The 17,004-nt window shown below is 61.0% G+C and carries 24 protein-coding genes; 23 read left to right on the forward strand and 1 reads right to left on the reverse strand.

Annotated elements, in window-relative coordinates:
* The first annotated feature begins 9 nt into the window (after window positions 1-9).
* The 11 genes from JP75_RS07720 (at window position 10) to JP75_RS07765 (ending at window position 8,572) form a co-directional block, all read left to right on the forward strand.
* Window positions 10-417 carry a hypothetical protein gene (locus JP75_RS07720; RefSeq protein ID WP_152565764.1) on the forward strand — a complete coding sequence of 136 codons (408 nt, stop codon included), beginning with the start codon at window positions 10-12 and terminating at the stop codon, window positions 415-417.
* 141 nt (window positions 418-558) lie between these two features.
* Window positions 559-867 carry a hypothetical protein gene (locus JP75_RS07725; RefSeq protein WP_035081261.1) on the forward strand — a complete coding sequence of 103 codons (309 nt, stop codon included), beginning with the start codon at window positions 559-561 and terminating at the stop codon, window positions 865-867.
* A 110-nt stretch (window positions 868-977) separates the two neighbouring features.
* Window positions 978-1,130, forward strand: a complete 153-nt coding sequence (locus tag JP75_RS26510; protein ID WP_160194659.1) for a hypothetical protein — start codon at window positions 978-980, stop codon at window positions 1,128-1,130.
* The gene (locus JP75_RS07730; RefSeq protein WP_051960480.1) at window positions 1,131-1,508 is read left to right on the forward strand and encodes a hypothetical protein; all 378 of its coding nucleotides are present in this window, start codon (window positions 1,131-1,133) and stop codon (window positions 1,506-1,508) included.
* 128 nt (window positions 1,509-1,636) lie between these two features.
* Entirely contained in the window at window positions 1,637-2,077 is a 441-nt protein-coding gene (locus JP75_RS07735) for a P27 family phage terminase small subunit (protein ID WP_035081262.1), read from the forward strand.
* Between the two features lie 55 nt (window positions 2,078-2,132).
* Window positions 2,133-3,875, forward strand: coding sequence for a terminase large subunit (locus JP75_RS07740; RefSeq protein WP_051960481.1), 1,743 nt, complete (start codon window positions 2,133-2,135; stop codon window positions 3,873-3,875).
* A 15-nt stretch (window positions 3,876-3,890) separates the two neighbouring features.
* Entirely contained in the window at window positions 3,891-5,798 is a 1,908-nt protein-coding gene (locus JP75_RS07745; protein ID WP_035081265.1) for a phage major capsid protein, read from the forward strand.
* A gap of 87 nt (window positions 5,799-5,885) precedes the next feature.
* On the forward strand, window positions 5,886-6,257 hold the full coding sequence (locus tag JP75_RS07750) for a hypothetical protein (protein WP_035081268.1): 372 nt from the start codon (window positions 5,886-5,888) through the stop codon (window positions 6,255-6,257).
* 27 nt (window positions 6,258-6,284) lie between these two features.
* A complete protein-coding gene (locus JP75_RS07755) occupies window positions 6,285-6,668 on the forward strand; it encodes a hypothetical protein (RefSeq protein WP_244446273.1) in 384 nt (127 codons plus the stop codon).
* 57 nt (window positions 6,669-6,725) lie between these two features.
* On the forward strand, window positions 6,726-7,085 hold the full coding sequence (locus tag JP75_RS07760; RefSeq protein WP_035081271.1) for a hypothetical protein: 360 nt from the start codon (window positions 6,726-6,728) through the stop codon (window positions 7,083-7,085).
* Window positions 7,085-8,572 carry a phage portal protein gene (locus tag JP75_RS07765; RefSeq protein ID WP_051960482.1) on the forward strand — a complete coding sequence of 496 codons (1,488 nt, stop codon included), beginning with the start codon at window positions 7,085-7,087 and terminating at the stop codon, window positions 8,570-8,572. Before JP75_RS07760 ends, JP75_RS07765 begins: the two co-directional genes overlap by 1 nt.
* A gap of 22 nt (window positions 8,573-8,594) precedes the next feature.
* On the opposite strand, the gene JP75_RS26975 is transcribed toward JP75_RS07765, so the two are convergent.
* Entirely contained in the window at window positions 8,595-9,431 is an 837-nt protein-coding gene (locus JP75_RS26975; RefSeq protein ID WP_244446274.1) for a hypothetical protein, read from the reverse strand.
* A gap of 6 nt (window positions 9,432-9,437) precedes the next feature.
* On the opposite strand from JP75_RS26975, the gene JP75_RS26980 reads away from it, so the two are divergent.
* The 12 genes from JP75_RS26980 (at window position 9,438) to JP75_RS07825 (ending at window position 17,003) form a co-directional block, all read left to right on the forward strand.
* Window positions 9,438-9,863 (forward strand): hypothetical protein, encoded by a 426-nt coding sequence (locus JP75_RS26980; protein ID WP_051960484.1) that lies wholly within the window; start codon window positions 9,438-9,440, stop codon window positions 9,861-9,863.
* 2 nt (window positions 9,864-9,865) lie between these two features.
* Entirely contained in the window at window positions 9,866-10,459 is a 594-nt protein-coding gene (locus JP75_RS07775; protein WP_051960485.1) for a head-tail connector protein, read from the forward strand.
* Window positions 10,460-10,488: 29 nt separating this feature from the next.
* A complete protein-coding gene (locus JP75_RS07780) occupies window positions 10,489-10,899 on the forward strand; it encodes a hypothetical protein (protein ID WP_035081277.1) in 411 nt (136 codons plus the stop codon).
* Between the two features lie 165 nt (window positions 10,900-11,064).
* Entirely contained in the window at window positions 11,065-11,436 is a 372-nt protein-coding gene (locus JP75_RS07785) for a head-tail adaptor protein (protein ID WP_035081279.1), read from the forward strand.
* A gap of 1 nt (window position 11,437) precedes the next feature.
* Window positions 11,438-11,893: an HK97 gp10 family phage protein gene (locus tag JP75_RS07790; RefSeq protein ID WP_035081282.1), complete on the forward strand. Its 456-nt coding sequence runs from the start codon at window positions 11,438-11,440 to the stop codon at window positions 11,891-11,893.
* Window positions 11,894-11,895: 2 nt separating this feature from the next.
* Window positions 11,896-12,336, forward strand: a complete 441-nt coding sequence (locus tag JP75_RS07795; RefSeq protein ID WP_035081284.1) for a DUF3168 domain-containing protein — start codon at window positions 11,896-11,898, stop codon at window positions 12,334-12,336.
* Between the two features lie 22 nt (window positions 12,337-12,358).
* The gene (locus tag JP75_RS07800; RefSeq protein ID WP_035081286.1) at window positions 12,359-12,805 is read left to right on the forward strand and encodes a phage tail tube protein; all 447 of its coding nucleotides are present in this window, start codon (window positions 12,359-12,361) and stop codon (window positions 12,803-12,805) included.
* Window positions 12,805-13,197, forward strand: coding sequence for a gene transfer agent family protein (locus JP75_RS07805; protein WP_035081289.1), 393 nt, complete (start codon window positions 12,805-12,807; stop codon window positions 13,195-13,197). Before JP75_RS07800 ends, JP75_RS07805 begins: the two co-directional genes overlap by 1 nt.
* A 20-nt stretch (window positions 13,198-13,217) precedes the next feature.
* Window positions 13,218-13,463 (forward strand): hypothetical protein, encoded by a 246-nt coding sequence (locus tag JP75_RS07810; RefSeq protein WP_035081292.1) that lies wholly within the window; start codon window positions 13,218-13,220, stop codon window positions 13,461-13,463.
* A gap of 79 nt (window positions 13,464-13,542) precedes the next feature.
* Window positions 13,543-15,708: a tape measure protein gene (locus JP75_RS07815; protein WP_160194660.1), complete on the forward strand. Its 2,166-nt coding sequence runs from the start codon at window positions 13,543-13,545 to the stop codon at window positions 15,706-15,708.
* A complete protein-coding gene (locus JP75_RS07820) occupies window positions 15,705-16,364 on the forward strand; it encodes a hypothetical protein (protein WP_035081297.1) in 660 nt (219 codons plus the stop codon). The genes JP75_RS07815 and JP75_RS07820 overlap by 4 nt, the downstream gene beginning before the upstream one ends.
* 78 nt (window positions 16,365-16,442) lie before the next feature.
* Entirely contained in the window at window positions 16,443-17,003 is a 561-nt protein-coding gene (locus tag JP75_RS07825; RefSeq protein WP_152565765.1) for a hypothetical protein, read from the forward strand.
* The last annotated feature ends 1 nt before the right edge of the window (window position 17,004 follow it).

The following is a 17,004-nucleotide window of genomic DNA, read 5'->3' on the forward strand; positions in this document are numbered from 1 at the left end:
GCAGTTCGAATGGCTGAATCTCGCAGCCGCTCCGGCGGTGGTCAGGAAGCAAATCCCAGCCGTGAGGGACGGCCTTCTGCTGGTGCTTACGACCAGATGCAGATTGTTGCTCAGGTCATCGACCTACGAATGGATGTTCGAGGGCTAGAAACCAAAACAGAACGGGCCATTAGCGATATCGGCGCCCTAACTTCCGAGGTGAAGACTGGATTAAGTGCGGCGAACAAGTCGACCCACGCGGTGGAAGTTGACATGGCCAAGTTGGTTGAGCGTGTCAATCACCTGCCCAGTAAAGGCTTTATTGTCGGTGCGCTGCTGCTGTCACTGACGGTGATTGGTGCCCTCGTTATCTTCCAAGGGAACATCGCGAGGCTGGTTGGTGCGGCACCGGCTGTGAGCTCAGTCACTACACGTTGACGTGGGCTATTGACGGGCCTGCACAAATCACCCTAAATGCACGTAATGCGATTTTCAGACTACCGTCTGAAGAATGAGCCGCCCGGAAACGAGGCGGCTTTTTTGTTGCTCGCAGATACCCCTCCATCGAAAGGCCTGCCCATGATCCGCAAGTTCATTGCGATCGCGGCGCTCTGTCTGGTCGGCTCCATGGCTTCTATGGTTCCTGCCACTGCGGCGCCGTTTGATGACGTCTGTGTCCTCGATCTCTCCCAGCCCGCCACTGTTGACTATGCCATCGGCATTCCCGACGGCGAAGATTGCCCGGTCGTCGTTGCCGATGTTCGCCTCGATCCGACCAGTCTTGGCGGCGACCAGGGCGAAGCCGCTCCGGCCCTGTGCAGCATTGCTTCTTTCGCTCCGATCTCGCTGGCCTATCGCCATGAAGATCCGGGCCGCTGCTCGGTCTAACCATTTAGAAGAGTCCCCTCGGTCGGGCGCTGCGGCGCTCGGCCTGTTTCTCCAGATAGCCATGGCCATCTCGACAAGCAGGCGCCCCAATACAGACATCGGAGAGCATGATGGATCAGGTGAAGCGCATCGCTCGCGGCGCCCTCGGAGTGGTCGTCTTGGTCGGGATGCTCGTCGTGTTGTGCTTCGGCATGGCGGAGATGCAGCGGGAATATCCAGATGGCCTGCCGTTGCTGGTGATCCGCTCTACGCCAGCGAACTGAATGACCAAGCTTACCATCCTCAAGCCCCGGCAAAGCAAGTGGGATGCTCGCAGCCCAGAGGCCGAGCAGTACCGAAAGCTCTACAAGACGGCGAGATGGCGACGAGTGCGTGCACTTCAGCTTTCGGAACAGCCGCTCTGCGAGAACTGTCAACGACATGGCAGGGTGACAGCGGCCACGGTCTGCGACCACGTAGACCCGAAGACGAAGCTCAACCCCGCGACGTTCTTCACTGGACCATTTCAAAGCCTATGCGACGATCCACGCTGGCGCTGCCATTCGAGCGTGAAGCAGAGCATCGAGAAGTCAGGATTCGTCAAAGGCGTGGCGGCCGACGGTCGCCCCCTCGACGCATCACACCCCTGGAACCGGGCCTGACCGGACACCGGGGGGGTGGATGGAAAGTCTGGAGGCCTTCGGCCACGGACCGGTGGACACCCTTCGTACGCACTGCGAGCAGTTTGAAACATAAAAGTTGGGGCCACCCCCGTAGGGGGTGATGTGTCATGAACGTTGTGAGCATCGACGGCACCGGCGAAATCGCACCGGAACCAGATTGGGAATCGCTCTTCTCGGATGTGCTGGAAGTGGCCGGGGCTCGCGAGCACTGGCGCATCATCACCACTGAGCTTCGCGAGCGCCAGTTGATGGCCGCCGGCAACGCCCATGCGCTTCAGCGCCTGGTCATCGCATACGTGCTCTACGACCGCGCGGTTCGCGAGGTTGCCGAGCATGGTGCTGTCACGAAGCCAAGGCGCGGGAACAGCAAAGCGATCGCGCGGACGTCGCCGCATTTCACTGTGATGCGCGAGGCCGCGTCCGACGCCGCGGTGCTCGAACAGGAATTCGGTCTTTCGCCACGTAGGCGCGCGGCAGCGACCAAGGTGCAGCATGGCAAGAAAGCGCCAAGGGCAGCCGACAAGTACCGGACGCCGAAGCAAGCCTGATCCTACCACTGCCTATGCTGAGGCAGTCGCGAAAGGTCGGCGGCCTGATGGCAGCTTGCCGGGCGAGTTTGAGATCGCTGCATGCAAGCGGCATCTCGACGACCTGAAACATGGGCCTGATCGCGGGCTTCGATGGGAGCCAGATCGAGCGCAGCACGCGATCGATTTCTTCCCGGCGATGTTGACGATCAGCGAGGGCGCCAAGGTCGGTCAGCCCTTTGAGCTTTTGCCTTGGCATGTGTTTGTCGCCGGTTCTCTTTTCGGCTGGCGCAAGTCTTCTGGGAGAATGCGTTTCCGATCGGCCTGGCTAGAAACCGGGAAGGGACAGGCAAAGTCGCCATTTATGGCGGCCATGGGCCTGTATATGACCGGGTTCTATGGCATCCCTCGTGCCAAGGCGTTCGCAATTGGCCAGGACAAGAACACGGCAAACGTCCTGTTCAAGGACGCCGTCGCTATGTGCCGTGGCCCGATTCCTCCGGCACCTGGTGATGAAGTCGACGAAAGCGACACGTTGGCCAACAATGGCGACGTGGTCATTCGCGGCGAAGGCGACAACGCGTGGAAGATCGAATTTCCGGAGACGGGTGCACTGTTTCAGGCCCTGGCAAACGGCGAGGCGGTCTCTGGTCCTAAACCAGTATTGGTCGCTGCCGACGAAATCCACGAGTTCAAATCGAATTCGTCGATTGAGCTTTGGAAGGCCGCAATCGCCAAGATGCCAGGCGATGCACTGATGCTGCTGGGCACGAATACGCCTGCGGTCGACCAGATCGTCGGCTCGAACTATTCGGCTTTCTACCAGAAGGTGGTCACCGGCAAATTCTACGACGATGAGGCCTTTGCGTTCATCGCGCGGGTCGATGCCAAGGACCACGAAAACATCTTTGAGACGCCGGAGGTCTGGACGAAGTCGCTGCCAGCACTGGGCATCACGTTCCCTCGAGAGAACGTCGACGGCATGGTCAATACGGCCAAGCAAATGCTCTCGACCGCGCTGTCGACCAAGAGGCTGTATTTCGGCATCCCGGTTGGCGCCAGTGAATTCTGGATCGCCGAAGATGCCTGGATGGCGGTGCTCGGAGAGGTCGATCCCGACAGGCTGAAGGGCTGCAAGTGCTGGCTATCGCTGGACTTGTCGAAGAAGAACGATTTGACCGCGCTGACAGGCGCGTGGCTCGATCCCAAGGGCCATCTCTGGGAGAAGACTTGGTACTGGACGGTGCGAGATCGCTTGAAAGAGCGCTCGCTCGCTGATCAGGCGCCGTATGTAGAATGGGTGGAAGCCAAGCTCATCACAGCCGTGGACGGCGCAGTGATCGACAAGACCTTCATCGCACAACAAGTTGCGGCGATTTGCGCCGAGCACGAAGTCGATTTTCTGGCATTCGACCCGGCACACATCGCGGACTTCATCGCAGCCTGCGAGCAGATCGGTTTCCCGGTCTGGAGGTTCGAAGGGCCTGACAAGCCAGAAGGCGAGGGGCTGAAACTAGTCAGCCATGCTCAAGGCAAGTTGGTTCGGTTCGAGGAAAAACAACTGACGATGCCTCGGAGCATCGAGCGGTTCGAAGACCGCATCCTGAACAAGACGATCACGATTGAGGACTCCCCGGTAACGACGTCCTGCGCGGCAAACGCGCATGTTGTCAGCGACGGTCAGGCGAACAGAGCCTTCGATAAGGACCGGAGCAGGGGGCGCATTGACGGCCTTGTGACCAGCGCTATGGCCGCAGGCGCCGCCGACAATGAGCTCGGCGAGACGCCGGTCACAGATATTGCCGCCATGCTCGGCTGAACAGGAGCAATCCACATGACCAAGGTCATTCATAAGGTTCTCGCCAGTAAGGGCGAGGGCCTCGAATTCGTTCTGTCTGATGCCACGGTCGACCGCTACGGCGATATCGTCGAGCCCGATGGTTGGGATCTCCAGAACTTCAAGGGTAACCCGATTGCACTCTTCGGCCACGCTTCCAGCTTCCCTATCGGGACGTGGGAGAATGTTCGCGTCGAGGGTAAGAAGCTCGTCGGACGGCTGAAGCTCGCTGCGCGCGGCACCAGTGCCCGCATCGATGAGTTGATCGGCTTGGTCGAGCAGGGCGTTCTGCGCGCCGTCTCGGTCGGCTTCGCTCCGATCGAATGGGAAGCCATCGACCCGAAAGATCCTTGGGGCGGCTCGCGGTTCATCCGCCAGCAGTTGCTCGAATGTTCACTCGTATCCGTCCCGGCAAATCCTTCGGCCTTGGCTTTGGCCAAGTCGATGGGGCTGTCGAGCGAAACCATGTCCCTGGCCTTTGGCGAGCAAGCCGAAACGAGGCGGCGGGATGTGTCTGCAACCGGCAAGCACGCCGAAACCTCCTCCCGGAACCGGTCGCAGACCGTCGTTCCTCCTCCCTCAACCGAAAGGTCAACGACCATGAAAACTCTCGCTCAGCGCATCGATGAAAAGACCGATGCTCTCGCCGCCAAACGTAAGGAACTCGACACGCTGCTCGGCGCCGACGATCTCGATCATGACGCGATCGATGCTGCCAATGACAGCATTGAAACGCTGGAAAAGGATCTTACCGTCCTGAAGCGCTCCGAAGGCACTGCTGCCAAGGCAGTCGTCAAAACCAACGTCAACCGTCAGCCCCTGGGCTTCAAGGCCGAGAAGCTGAACGGTCTGGACCTGATGGTCCGGCGTGCAGTCGTGCATGGCGTTGCTCTCCACACTGGAGCGCAGGTCGAGAAGGTGCTCGAAGAGCGTTATCCCGGCCACGACGAAGCCACCCATGCCATCGTCACCCGCGCCGCAGCTCCGATCGCCACGACCACCACTTCCGGCTTTGTTTCGCAGTTGGTCGAAAGCACCTGGGCCGATTTCCTCGAAGCCCTTCGCGGCCCGTCGGTTTACCCAGCGCTTCGCGATCGCGGTTATGGTGTCTCGTTCGACGCCGCCGGCACTGCCTACCTGCCGCAGCGCACCGGTTCCGGCGCCAACGGCTCCTTCTTCGCTGAAGGTTCTCCGATCCGCGTCGGCCGTATCACTGTCGCTGCCCCGACGTTCACCGCTCGCAAGATGGGCGTGATCATCCCGTTCACCCGGGAAGCTGCCAAGCGATCGACGCCGCAGCTTGAGGGCGTTCTACGCCGCGCAATCGTGGAAGACACGGCCGTCACCCTGGACTCGATCCTGCTCGACGCAACTGCCGGCGACACCGTGCGTCCCGCAGGTCTTCTCTATGGCGTGTCGGCGACTGCTTCCGGTTACGGCGGCGGCGATCACACCGCCGTAAAGGAAGACTTCAAGGCGCTGCTCACGCCGTTCATCAACGCCAATGCTGCCAGCGGCATTACCGTGATGATGAACCCGAAGCAGGGTCTGAACATCTCCATGATGGACGGCCCGGAAAACAACCCGGAATGGTTCTCGAACCTGGCCAGCCGCGTAACGATCCTGGAATCGACCAACGTGCCCGACGGTCGCCTGATCGCCATCCGCAACACCGACTTCGCCACTGCGCTTGGCGATATGCCGGAGTTCGAGATCAGCAACCAGGCCACAATCCATATGGAAGACACGTCGCCTGCTGAAATCGTGGCCACTGGCCCGACCGCTGCCGCTCCGGTGCGTTCGCTCTGGCAGACCGATTCCTCGGCTCTGCGCATGATCATGGACGTGTCTTGGAAGATGGCTCGCGACGGCATGGTGAGCTGGATCGACGGCACCAGCTACTGAGCCCGCCGGGCTGACAAATCGAGGCGCTGGACCGTTCGGGCCCGGCGCCTTTTCCACATGTGCAGATAAGTCTGCGGGAGAAACACCATGGCACTTCGCCGCTTCGTTGTTCCCGTGACCGTCGATGGCGATGGTGACGCGGAAGTCTTCAGCCCGGTTCTATCCGGCAAGCTCATTTCCTTCCGGTATGTGAAGGACGACTTCACTGACGGCGTCGACTTCACGGTTACCGCCGAAGCCAGCGGCGAGACACTTTGGGCCGAGGAAAACGTCAACGCCTCCGCCACGCGCTACCCGCGCGGAGCACTCCATTCAACTGCCGGAGCCGCCTCCCTTTATGCGGCACTTGGCGAAGCCGTGAACGGAAAGATCACGCTGTCTCAGGACCGCGTGAAATTCGTTGTCGCTGCCGGCGGAGACGAGACCTCCGGCACCTTCCACATCACCATCGACGGCTAGGGTCTTCGGACCAGAAAGGACTATCCCATGGCCATTCGTAAGTTTGAGGTGACTGCTGTCACCGGCACCGCGACCGCAACGGCATACAGCCCCTATCTCTCGGGCTATATCGAGAGCATCGAATACGTGAAGGACGGCTCCATCCCCTATGCCGATGGCGTCGACTTTACCATCACGTCCGAAGCAACCGGGGAATCCATTCTGGCGCTGACGGATCAGAATGCTTCCGTCGTGAAGCGTCCGCGCGCCGCCACCCACTCTGTTGCCGGCGTGGCCGCCGTCTATGCTTCGGGCGGCACTGCCGTGAACGATCGCATCGCGCTCAGCCGCGATCGCGTGAAGGTCGCCATTGCCCAGGGTGGCAACGGCAAGTCCGGCAAGTTCATCATCACTGTCGACGACGGCCGCTGATCATAGCGGGGCGGCTTCTGGCCGCCTCACCCTTCCCCTCAATTCGGAGGCGAGCACATGCGCGCAACCTGGTTTGTCCTCGAAGACGGCAATGCCGCCGATCCCGCAGAATGTGCCGATCAGGATGGCGTTCTGACCCATTCGTCCGGTGTGAAGGTCGCGATGCGCTCTCCGGGCGTGCCGCGGTCTCGCGGCGTTGACCTCGATGAGAGCGGCAAGCAGCTCTTTGGCGGCAAAGGCGACCATGACGGCAATGGCGCTGCTGGTGGCGCAAAGCCGACCGACGAGCCGAAGCCTTCAACGCCTGCCGCGACGGAAACGTCTGCAGTGGTCACGGAAGATATGCAGCCTGCCCAGCGGCCAGCTCCTGCTCGAAATCCTGGTTACCAGACCCGTCAGGGCAAGGGTCGCCGGTAATGGCCAACTGGATCAGCCGGATTTTCGGCGGCAAGCAGAAAGCAGCCGAGGGCGAATACCGTCCTGGCCCGTATCAGGCCGATAACGGCTGGCTTTCCGCGTCCGCTGGCCGGCTGATGAACTGGTGGCAGGCTGGGCATTCTCCCGGCCCATACGGCGAATCCGGCGCCATGGTTGAGGCTTGTGTCTCGGCTTATTCGCAGACGGTCGCCATGTGCCCCGGTGGCCATTGGAAGATGTTGCCGGATGGCGGCCGAGAGCTCGTTACCACGTCCGCACTTGCACGCATCCTGAAGCGCCCGAACGATTACGAATCGATGTCGGACTTCCTGATGAACCTGACAGATCGTCTCTACCGGGATGGCGAGGCTTTTGCCTATGCGCCCCGGAACGATCGTCAGGAAGTCGCTGAAATTCATCGGATGCGTTTCGGCCGGCCATATGTCGGCGACGATGGATCTATCTATTATGGCTTGTCCGGCAATGAGGTTGTCGACGCGCGGTTTGATCTTTCCTATCCGGTCCCGGCCCGCGACGTTCTGCATGTCAGGCTTCGGACGCCTAAGCACCCACTGAAGGGCGTAAGTCCCATTCTGGCTGTTGCCGTCGATCAGGCATTGGCCGGCGCGGCAATGAGCCAACAGGTTGCGTTTTATCTCAACCAGGCGCGTCCCTCGATCATGCTCGAGACCGACGCGAAGCTCACGAAAGAGCAGACCATTGAGCTGCGCGAGCTATGGGACTTGCAGACCAAGGGCGAGAAGGCTGGCGGCACGCCGATCTTGACCAACGGCCTCAAGGCCAAGGCGATCGGGCAGAGCGCCAACGATTCCAAGCTGGCCGATATGCTCAAGCTCAGCGATCAGAACATCGCCCTGGCTTTTCGGATGCCGCTTCAGATCCTCGGCATCGGCGGGACACCATTTGCATCGACCGAGTCTTTGATGTCGGCATGGAAGTCGACCGGCCTTGGTTTCGCGCTCAACCATATCGAGGAAGCCTTCGGCCTGCTTTTCAAGCTCAAGGGCATGCCCGACGAGTATCTGGAATTTGATACCGATGCGCTGCTGCGCTCCTCATTCAAGGAAATGATCGACGCGCTCACGACTGGCGCCGGCAAGGTTATGACCCGCAACGAGGCGCGCGCGAAGATTGGACTGGGCAAGAAGGAAGGTGGCGACGACCTCTATGTCCAGATGCAGGATATCCCGCTGGCCATGGCTGCGGAGCTGCAGCAGCAGACACTGAATGCTGAGCCTGCACCGACTGTTGAAGAGCAAGCCAGGTTGTTTGGCGAAGCAACGCGCACGGCCGTCGAGCCGATCGTGGAGCGTGTTGAGGCTGTCGAGGTTGCACAGCGCGAGGCCATCGCAGCCATTCCCGACCGCGTTCTTGAGGCTTTGCCGGCGCCCCTTGAGCGCGATGATACCGAAGACGCCATTGCGGCGATCAAACGAGGCTGGGAGACCGCCATTGAAGCCGCTTGATCACGAAAAGCTCGCCGCGGCATTAGTCGACGGTGCGCGTCAGTACATCGACAAGGCAATGGCGCCGCTCATGGAGCGCTTGGCAGATGCCGAGCAGCGAGCAGAAGCGGCTGAGGCGACGATCGCCAACATGGTCGCCAAGGCTGTGGCCGATATCCCTCTGCCGCAGAACGGCGCCGATGGTGCTCCGGGTCGTGATGGCGTCGACGGCATCGCTGGCGAACGGGGCGCCGACGGTATGCCTGGTGCCCAGGGCCGCGGCATTGCCAAGCTGATCATCAAGTCGGATGGGCACCTCGTCGCAACATTCACGGACGGCACGACAGATGATGTCGGCGTGGTTGTCGGTCGTGATGGCGCCGACGGCAAGGATGGTGCGCCTGGCGAAAAGGGGGCGGACGGCAAAGATGGCCGAGATGGCGCTGATGGTGCGCAAGGTGAACGGGGCGCCGATGGCGCGCCCGGCCGAGATGGTGAGGTCGGCCAGTCGGGGCGTGATGGCGTCGATGGTAAGAGCGTCGACGCGGACGAACTGGCTGAAATGGTGAAGTCTGAGGTCGAAAAGGCGTCGATCGCCGATCTTGTGCAGCGGGCAATCGACGCGATTCCTCGTCCTCGCGATGGCAAGGATGGCGAGCGTGGCGAAAAGGGTGAACCTGGCGCTGATGGGGCCAACGGTCGTGATGGCGCCGATGGCGCGCCAGGTGAACGAGGCGCCGACGGACTTCCGGGCCGGGATGGCATTGATGGAGCTCCTGGCCGCGATGGCGCGAATGGCAAGGATGGGCGTGACGGTAAGCTGCCCATCGTCAAGGCTTGGATCGATACGGTTCACCGCGAAGGCGATGTCGTCACGCATGAGGGCGTGACCTATCAGGCCAATCGAGACACCGGCAAAGCGCCGCCCCATGCGGACTGGATTTGCCTTGCGGCACGAGGCGAAGACGGCAAGCCCGCCGAGCAGATTGAGGTCCGCGGCACCTTCAGTCCTGACGCGGAATATGGCCGCCTCAACATTGTCGCGCTCAACGGCAGCGCATTCATCTCCCGCAAGGCAGATCCGGGCCCGTGCCCTGGCGACGGCTGGCAGGTCATTGCGATGCGCGGCAAGGAAGGCAAGCCGGGGCAGAGCATCAAGGGCGATCCCGGCCCGTCCGTGAAGGGCGATCCCGGCCCGGCGATCCGCTCGATGTCCGTGGATGACCAGGGTTTGCTGGCACTAGTAAATGCTGACGGCTCCAAGATTGAATGCGACCTCTACCCGGTTCTGGTGAAGGTGCAGGGCTCATGAAAATGAATAGGCCTGTCCTCATCCAAGCGCCGGAAAGCTTTCCCGTTACCCTCGAAGAGGCCAAGGCGCACCTCAGGGTTGACTGGGATGACGAGGACGGGATTATCAGTGCCTTCATCGCGGCTGCTGTGTCCTATCTGGACGGCTGGAGTGGCATCCTCGGTCGGTGCTTGGTCGAGCAGACCTGGCGCATGGATTTCAGCAAGTTCTGCCGCGAGTTGCCGCTGCCCTTGGCGCCGGTGACCTCGATCGCGAGCATCACTTGGCGGAATGCCGACGGGCAGACCGCGACCATTGATGATGACGAATATCTGCTCGAGGTGGACAGCGCCGGCAACTCGTTTGCGCGCTTCCGCAATGCCTATGTATTTCCCTCCAGTCTTTATGAGCGGGACGCAATCTCCGTCACTTTTGTCGCGGGCTATCCCGCCGACGAGGACGATAACAGCACAGTCCCTGGCGCTCTTAAGGTCGCCATCCTCCTGCTCGTGGCCGAATGGTTCAACAACCGTGAGGCGTCGGTACCTGGTTCGGTCGCCGAACTGCCGTTTGCCGTGAATGCGCTCATCTCGCCCTTCCGGCGGATGGTCCTTTAGCCAAACCTCGAAAACCAAGGGAGGCCAGCATGGCCGACATTTCCATTTCCGCTGCCAATGTGAAACTGGTCTCTGGACCGACTAAGAGCCTTATTGCCGCTGCCGTTCTGACGGCTGGGCAGGCTTGCTATCAGGCTTCTGTCACGAAGAAGGCAGGGCTCGCCGATAACGACAGCGCTACGGCTGAGATCCGCTCCATCGGCGGCCTGGCGCTCAACGGTGCCGCTGCCGATCAGCCGGTGGTGCTGGCGCTCAACGGCGCTGTCGTCAACGTCGGCGCCGTGCTGACCGCCGGCACAGATTATTACCTTTCCGGGACGCCCGGCGCGATCTGCCCGCGCGCCGATGTCACGACCGGCGATGATCCAATCCGTATCGGTATCGCGCTCACCACGTCGAACCTGCAGCTGGATTTCGCTGACCCCAACGTCACGCTGTAGCGATGCCTTGGGTCCGCTTCACTGCTGACTTCGACTTTAAGCCGACGCGCCAAACCACGATCGCATACCGCGATGGCGACGAGAAGCTCGTGACGACTGTCTGCGCAAATGCCGCCGTGGGCGCATCCAAGGCAGTCAGAATCACCAAGCGAAAGGCCAAGACATATGGCTGAGAGTTTCCGTCGAGCTGGCGGCTTGCGCGAGCGCCTGCATTTCCAGCAGCGCGGTGATGGTGACGACGGCATGGGCGGCCCCGGTATGCCGGGTGCCGGCGAGTTCGAAACCGTCTTCACGGCTGCGGCCGGGATGAAGCCGCGCACCGGTGGGGAAGGCGTCGATGCGGCCCGCCTCGGTGGCACTCAGCCGTTCGTCGTCACGGTGCGCAACACAACCAACACGCGAGAGATCACCGTGGCGTGGCAACTCGTCGACGCTCGCAATGAAGCCCGCATCTTTGCCGTGGTTTCGCCGCCGGCTGACCCCGACGGCAAAAATCAGTGGCTGGAATTCCTGGCCACCGAAGGAGCGCCATCCTGAGATGGCCAAGGTGCAAGGCCTCGATAGCCTCCGGAAGAAGCTTCAACGTTTCCCCTCGGTGGTCGAGCAGGAAATTCGTGCGGCCATGGAGGTCGGCGCGAACGAGATCGTAACGCTCGCAAAATCGCTGACCCAAAGTGATCGGGTAAGGGAATCCATAGGCTGGGCTTGGGGCGATGCGCCAGGCGGCACGATGGCGATCGGTGCCGTGACTGGCCCTGAGGGAAACCTGAGGATCACGATTTACGCCGGCGGCGATGACGCGTTTATGGCGCGCTGGGAAGAGTTTGGTACCGCTCCGCATATCAATGGCGGTCGCTTCGCGGGAACGCAGCACCCAGGCACGGCCGCAAGGCCCTTCTTTTTTGTCTCTTATCGCGCCAATCGGCGGCGAGCTCGCGGCAGGATTACGCGGTCCGTCAATAAGGCCGCTAAGCGGATCGCAACCGGGGGCTGAGTGTGGAACCAATCTATGAACTCCGGCTGGCGGCGCTGAATAAGCTTCGTCAGGTGCCGGCACTTACAGCAATCGTCGGGACCAAGATTTATGATCGCGTTCCCGAGAGGCAGGTCGGCGGGCAACTGGTGGCCGACGTCACCAGCCCGTACATCAGCCTTGGGCTCGCAACAGCGATCAGCGACGATGCGGACTGCATCGAAGGCTTGGAAGTCACATTCCAGATCGATGGTTGGTCTTGGGGCTCCGGCCTTGCGTATAGCTCAGTCCAAGCAAGCCAGATTGCAGGGGAAGTTCGCAAGGCGCTGCACGGCGTCGAGCTTAATCTGTCGGTCAACGCGCTCGTGTCCATCCGTCACGAGCTTACCCGCATCCTTCGCGACAGCGACGGTATCACCAACCATGCCGTGATCCAGTTCACGGCCCTGGTCGAAGTCAAATAACCCCTCAACATCGGAGAATGCCATGGCCCCGCCCAGCAGGATCAAAGGCGGCAAGGTTCGTGTGATGCTCGGCAATAGCGCCGATCCCATCGTCTACGCGGCCCTTTGCGGTTTCACTTCCAAGTCGCTGACCCTCACCAAGGGTCTCGAAGAAATCAACCTTGGCGATTGCGACGAGCCTGATGCCGTCAACTGGCTTGGCCGCGATGCGGTCTCGCTCAGCATGGCGGTCTCCGGCGAGGGCGTGCTTGCCGCTGAAAGCGTCGAGCAATGGCTTGATGCTTGGGAAAGCGTTGACAGCGTTCCCGTCAAGGTCGAGCTGGAATTTCCCAGCACCACCTACACCTATACCGGCTACATGCAGGTCGAAACGCTGGAAATCGGCGCTCCTGACGGCCGCACCGTGACGAACAACGTCTCGATGCAGTCGGACGGCAAGATGACCCGCACATCGGCGCCGACTGCCTGATGGGTGTCTCGCAGACGATCGGCCCGTTGGATTGGGCCGATGGGGCATACACGTTTCGCCTGGCCAATGGCGAACTGATCATGCTTCAGGATGCCACGGATTGCGGTCCATTTTTCCTGCTCGACAAGCTCGGCGGCAAGCATTGGAAAGTTCAAGAAATATCGCACATCATCAGGCTCGGTCTGATCGGTGGCGGCATTGAGCCGGCTAAGGCCCTGAGCCTTGTGCGCGACTATGTCGAGAGCCGTCCCCCAATGGAAAGCGTGCCGCTGGCATTTGCTGTCCTCGCTGCCGGCGTGCAGGGGGCGCCGGACGATCCAAAAAAAACGGTGGGGGAGGCGACGGGCAGCGGCTCGACGGTCTCCCCAACGGACGATTCCGCTGGGGCCTGATCCTCGGTTTGGGAGCGGCCATGGGGTGGACCGCCGAAGCGGTTAAGCGCGCCTCCCTGTGGGAATTTTTCTCCGCATGGGATGGCTATGTTCAGGCCAATACTCCTGCCCAAAAGGGCAAGCTGACGCCTGAGGAAAAGGCGGAGCTTATCGCCGATATCGAGGCCTACGGTTTCTCGCGAGGCGGCGTCCTGTCGACCCAAACCTATCTGCTGGCCGGTCTGCACCTGGTGCCGGCTGGCATTGTGACGTTCGAGGTTCACTAGCATGGCGACTGAAATAGAGCGCTTGGTCGTGAGCCTCGAGGCTTCGATCACCAAGTTCGATCGCACGATGCAGAAGGCCTTGGGCATCACCAACAACACGATGCGCAAGATCGAGCAGCGGCAGGCAACTGCGATTCAGAAGCTCAATGCCGGCTGGTCGGGACTGCAACGAGGTGTCGCTTCAGCGTTCGCTACGGCGGCTGCCCTGCGCGGCGCACAGCAGCTTGTTGATGCGAGCACGCGCATCGAAAACTCGCTGAAGGTCGTTGGCCTCGCTGGCGAAGAACTCGATCGCGTCTATCAGTCGCTGTTCCAGTCGGCGCAGCGAAACATGGCGCCAGTGGAGACGCTGACAACGCTATTCAGCCGCCTCGGTCTCGCCCAGAAGGAACTCGGCGTCACGACCGACGAGCTGTTGAGCTTCACGGATAATGTGGCTCTTGCGCTCCGCGTGCAGGGCACGACTTCCGATGAAGCCCGAGGCGCGCTGATCCAGCTTAGTCAGGCCATGGGTTCCGGCATTGTCCGGGCTGAAGAATTCAACTCTGTCGTGGAAGGTGCGCCGTCCATCCTTCGCGCCGCTGCCGCCGGCCTGAAGGAAGCCAACGGCTCTGTCGCCGCGCTGCGCAAGTTGGTCATCGATGGCAAAGTCAGCAGCGAGGCATTCTTCCGCGCCTTCCAAGCTGGTTCCGTCATTCTGCAGGAGCAGGTGGCCGGGGCTGAAGTTACGATCTCCCAAGGCTTCGTTCGCCTGCAGAACGTGCTGATCGACACGGCAGGAAAGCTTGATGAGGCTACTGGGGCGTCGGTGCGCATTGGTGCGGGCCTGACGGACCTTGCCAACATTATAGATGCCCTCGGAAACACTGCCGTTGATAACAAGGACAGCGTTAGCAGTTTCATTGATCAGGTTGGCATCTCGGCACAGAACCTGCCGATTTTTGCGGACATCAGGCGCGGTGTTGAGGCGCTTCGTGCGCTGACGCGCGAGGGCTCGGAAGCCCGCGCCATCATAGACGAGTTGACCGCGAGCTTCGACAAGTTCGGTCCGACCGTTTCCGATACAGATATCGCCTTGGGGGAGGCGGAGCAGACCTTGGCGAGTTTCGCTGACAACACCGTCGGCAAAATGGGTGAGATCGATGCGGCAGCGCAAGATCTCTTCCAGCAGGTGTTGGAGGGGAAGGGGTCTGCCCGGCTCGCCGCCGAAGCCATTGAGGCCCTCGGTGATGCCAATCCGGACTTCGCTCCCTTGCTGTCGAAGATCGGCGCGACGATCCAGCAAATCTACGCCCTGCGAGCGGCGGCTATTTCCGCTACCCGGATGGACGAAATTGGCGCGGCGCCAAAATTCTCCGAGCTTCAATCTTTTGGTGCCAGCCCTACTGTCCAGCCGGTGAGCCTGAGCGACTATAAGGCGCCAGCCGGTGTAGGTGGCGGCGGCGGATCGAAGCGCGATCAGTATGCTGCGGCAGTCGCAGCTCAGCAGGAACGCATTGACGCCCTGACCCGCGAGACCGCTCTGCAGGCCCAACTCAACCCGCTTGTGAACGACTATGGCTTCGCGGTCGAAAAGTTGCGGGCTCAGATCGAGCTTGAGAACGCGGCAAAAGAGCAAGGCTTGGCTCTCGATGAGCCGCGGCGCCAGCAGATCGAAGAGCTTTCATCCGGATATGCTCGAGCAACTGCCGAAGCTGCCCGTCTTGCCGAAGCTCAGGATAAGGCCCGCCAGTCGGCAGAAGACCTTGCCAATGCCGGACGAGAGGCCCTCGACACCATCATCGACGGCTTCCTCGAAGGAAAAGACGCCGGGGAAATCTTCGGGAACGTGCTGAAAGATCTCGGGCGCAATCTGCTGAATATGGGTTTGAATGGCCTCTTCAGTGGCTTTGGCGGCGGTGGAAATCCGCTGGCGGCACTCTTCGGTGGTTTCCGCGCAGGCGGCGGCCCTGTTCAGGCTGGCAAAGCCTATGTTGTGGGTGAGAAGCGCCCGGAACTCTTCGTTCCCGGCCAGAGCGGCACGATCGTGCCCCGCATTCCCGATGTCGCGGGCATCTCCGCTCCGCCCACGACCGCAACGAGCAGCATCACGTTGATGGCAGGTGCCATCCAAATCGACGGTAGCGGCCTAAACCAAGCCCAAATGACAACGGCCATCTCTGATGCGCTAGAGCGCTATGACCGGAAGACCTTGCCGCGCCGCGTCAACGAGCTGAAGAACAACACGATGGTGGTCAACGGATGACGGCAATCACCTTCCCGATTCCTCAGGCAGACCTTGGCGACCTTCTGCCGGTTCAGTCCGTCACATGGGAGCTTGTCCGACAGCAGGAATTTAGCGGCTTGGGATCGGGGGAGGGGCTGGCAGCAGACCTTGCCCCGGCTCTTTGGGAGGGCGACGTTTCCCTTCGACCTTTGCTTCACACGAAGGCGCGCGGGCTGGTCGCAAAGTTTGACGCTCTTGATGGAGCAATCCAAACATTCTTCCTGGCTAACCCGCTTGGCTGGTGGCCGGCGACTGATCCTGGCGGCGTCATCTATGGGGCGTCCAATCCTGAAATCGGCTTCATCGCCACGAACAGGAAGGAACTGTCGTTCACCGACTTGCCGCCCAACTATGTCCTCTCCGCCGGTGACATGTTCATGGTGGAATATGGAACGCCGGCACGTCGCGCGCTGCATCGCCTGGTTGGGGACATCACTGCCAACGGTTCGGGTACCACTGGCCTGGTGGAAGTGAGGCCGCACCTTCGGTCGGGCATCGTTGAGGGCCTCGCCGCCAGCTTCAAAAGACCAGCGGCCAAGGTGAAGCTCATCCCCAACACACTGACCCAGCAGTTTCACTCAGCGAACCGGACCCGCATCAGCTTCCGTGTCCGTCAAACCCTGGCAGCAGGATAGCACTTCATGGTCAGAGTTTTGGACGCCGCGACACAGGGCGCTGTGCGAAATCGCTCGGCTATAGTTCCGCGCGACTTCGTGCTTTTCACCCTGACAGCGGGCGAGACTGTCACCCGCTACGGTTTCACCAACGTCGGCGAAGACGTCGCGGTCAACGTTGTCACCAACGGCGCGGGAACGGTCGAAAACTACACTTTCTATGGCGACAACGCGCCGATCCAGGCCATCGACGCTATCCCGCTGAAGGTCGGTCTTGAGGTCGATACCATTCAGGTTCGGCTGAATCCGATCCATCCAATTGTGAAGCTTTTAGCGCGCGCCGATGAGACTGCGCTTCGGGTTGCTCGGGTGCAGATCTTCCGCGGCTATCTCGATCCAGATTCCATGCTGCTGGTTGCCAACCCTCGGAGCCGCTTCGTCGGCCAGGTCAACACTGCGCCGGAGACGGTCGCGGGTCCGGGAGGCGAAAGCATTCGTACGATCAACGTGCGCTCGCACACCCAAGAGATGACCCGAACGAACTCGGCGAAGAAGAGCGACGAAACCTACCGGCTCCGCTCCGGCGATCGGTTCGGCCAATACGCCGGAACCGCCGGGAATTGGGAGCTTTGGTGGGGTGAAGTGAAGGGCACGACTTAAG

Origin of the sequence: Devosia riboflavina, assembly GCF_000743575.1 — a bacterium.
Classification (GTDB): domain Bacteria; phylum Pseudomonadota; class Alphaproteobacteria; order Rhizobiales; family Devosiaceae; genus Devosia; species Devosia riboflavina.

Bases quoted from the DNA above. Each gene is read 5' to 3' on its own strand.
- JP75_RS07720 (WP_152565764.1), top strand. From the start codon at position 10: ATGGCTGAATCTCGCAGCCGCTCCGGCGGTGGTCAGGAAGCAAATCCC.
- JP75_RS07725 (WP_035081261.1), top strand. From the start codon at position 559: ATGATCCGCAAGTTCATTGCGATCGCGGCGCTCTGTCTGGTCGGCTCC.
- JP75_RS26510 (WP_160194659.1), top strand. From the start codon at position 978: ATGGATCAGGTGAAGCGCATCGCTCGCGGCGCCCTCGGAGTGGTCGTC.
- JP75_RS07730 (WP_051960480.1), top strand. From the start codon at position 1,131: ATGACCAAGCTTACCATCCTCAAGCCCCGGCAAAGCAAGTGGGATGCT.
- JP75_RS07735 (WP_035081262.1), top strand. From the start codon at position 1,637: ATGAACGTTGTGAGCATCGACGGCACCGGCGAAATCGCACCGGAACCA.
- JP75_RS07745 (WP_035081265.1), top strand. From the start codon at position 3,891: ATGACCAAGGTCATTCATAAGGTTCTCGCCAGTAAGGGCGAGGGCCTC.
- JP75_RS07750 (WP_035081268.1), top strand. From the start codon at position 5,886: ATGGCACTTCGCCGCTTCGTTGTTCCCGTGACCGTCGATGGCGATGGT.
- JP75_RS07755 (WP_244446273.1), top strand. From the start codon at position 6,285: ATGGCCATTCGTAAGTTTGAGGTGACTGCTGTCACCGGCACCGCGACC.
- JP75_RS07760 (WP_035081271.1), top strand. From the start codon at position 6,726: ATGCGCGCAACCTGGTTTGTCCTCGAAGACGGCAATGCCGCCGATCCC.
- JP75_RS07765 (WP_051960482.1), top strand. From the start codon at position 7,085: ATGGCCAACTGGATCAGCCGGATTTTCGGCGGCAAGCAGAAAGCAGCC.
- JP75_RS26975 (WP_244446274.1), bottom strand. From the start codon at position 9,431: ATGCGTGACGACATCGCCTTCGCGGTGAACCGTATCGATCCAAGCCTT.
- JP75_RS07775 (WP_051960485.1), top strand. From the start codon at position 9,866: ATGAATAGGCCTGTCCTCATCCAAGCGCCGGAAAGCTTTCCCGTTACC.
- JP75_RS07780 (WP_035081277.1), top strand. From the start codon at position 10,489: ATGGCCGACATTTCCATTTCCGCTGCCAATGTGAAACTGGTCTCTGGA.
- JP75_RS07785 (WP_035081279.1), top strand. From the start codon at position 11,065: ATGGCTGAGAGTTTCCGTCGAGCTGGCGGCTTGCGCGAGCGCCTGCAT.
- JP75_RS07790 (WP_035081282.1), top strand. From the start codon at position 11,438: ATGGCCAAGGTGCAAGGCCTCGATAGCCTCCGGAAGAAGCTTCAACGT.
- JP75_RS07800 (WP_035081286.1), top strand. From the start codon at position 12,359: ATGGCCCCGCCCAGCAGGATCAAAGGCGGCAAGGTTCGTGTGATGCTC.
- JP75_RS07805 (WP_035081289.1), top strand. From the start codon at position 12,805: ATGGGTGTCTCGCAGACGATCGGCCCGTTGGATTGGGCCGATGGGGCA.
- JP75_RS07810 (WP_035081292.1), top strand. From the start codon at position 13,218: ATGGGGTGGACCGCCGAAGCGGTTAAGCGCGCCTCCCTGTGGGAATTT.
- JP75_RS07820 (WP_035081297.1), top strand. From the start codon at position 15,705: ATGACGGCAATCACCTTCCCGATTCCTCAGGCAGACCTTGGCGACCTT.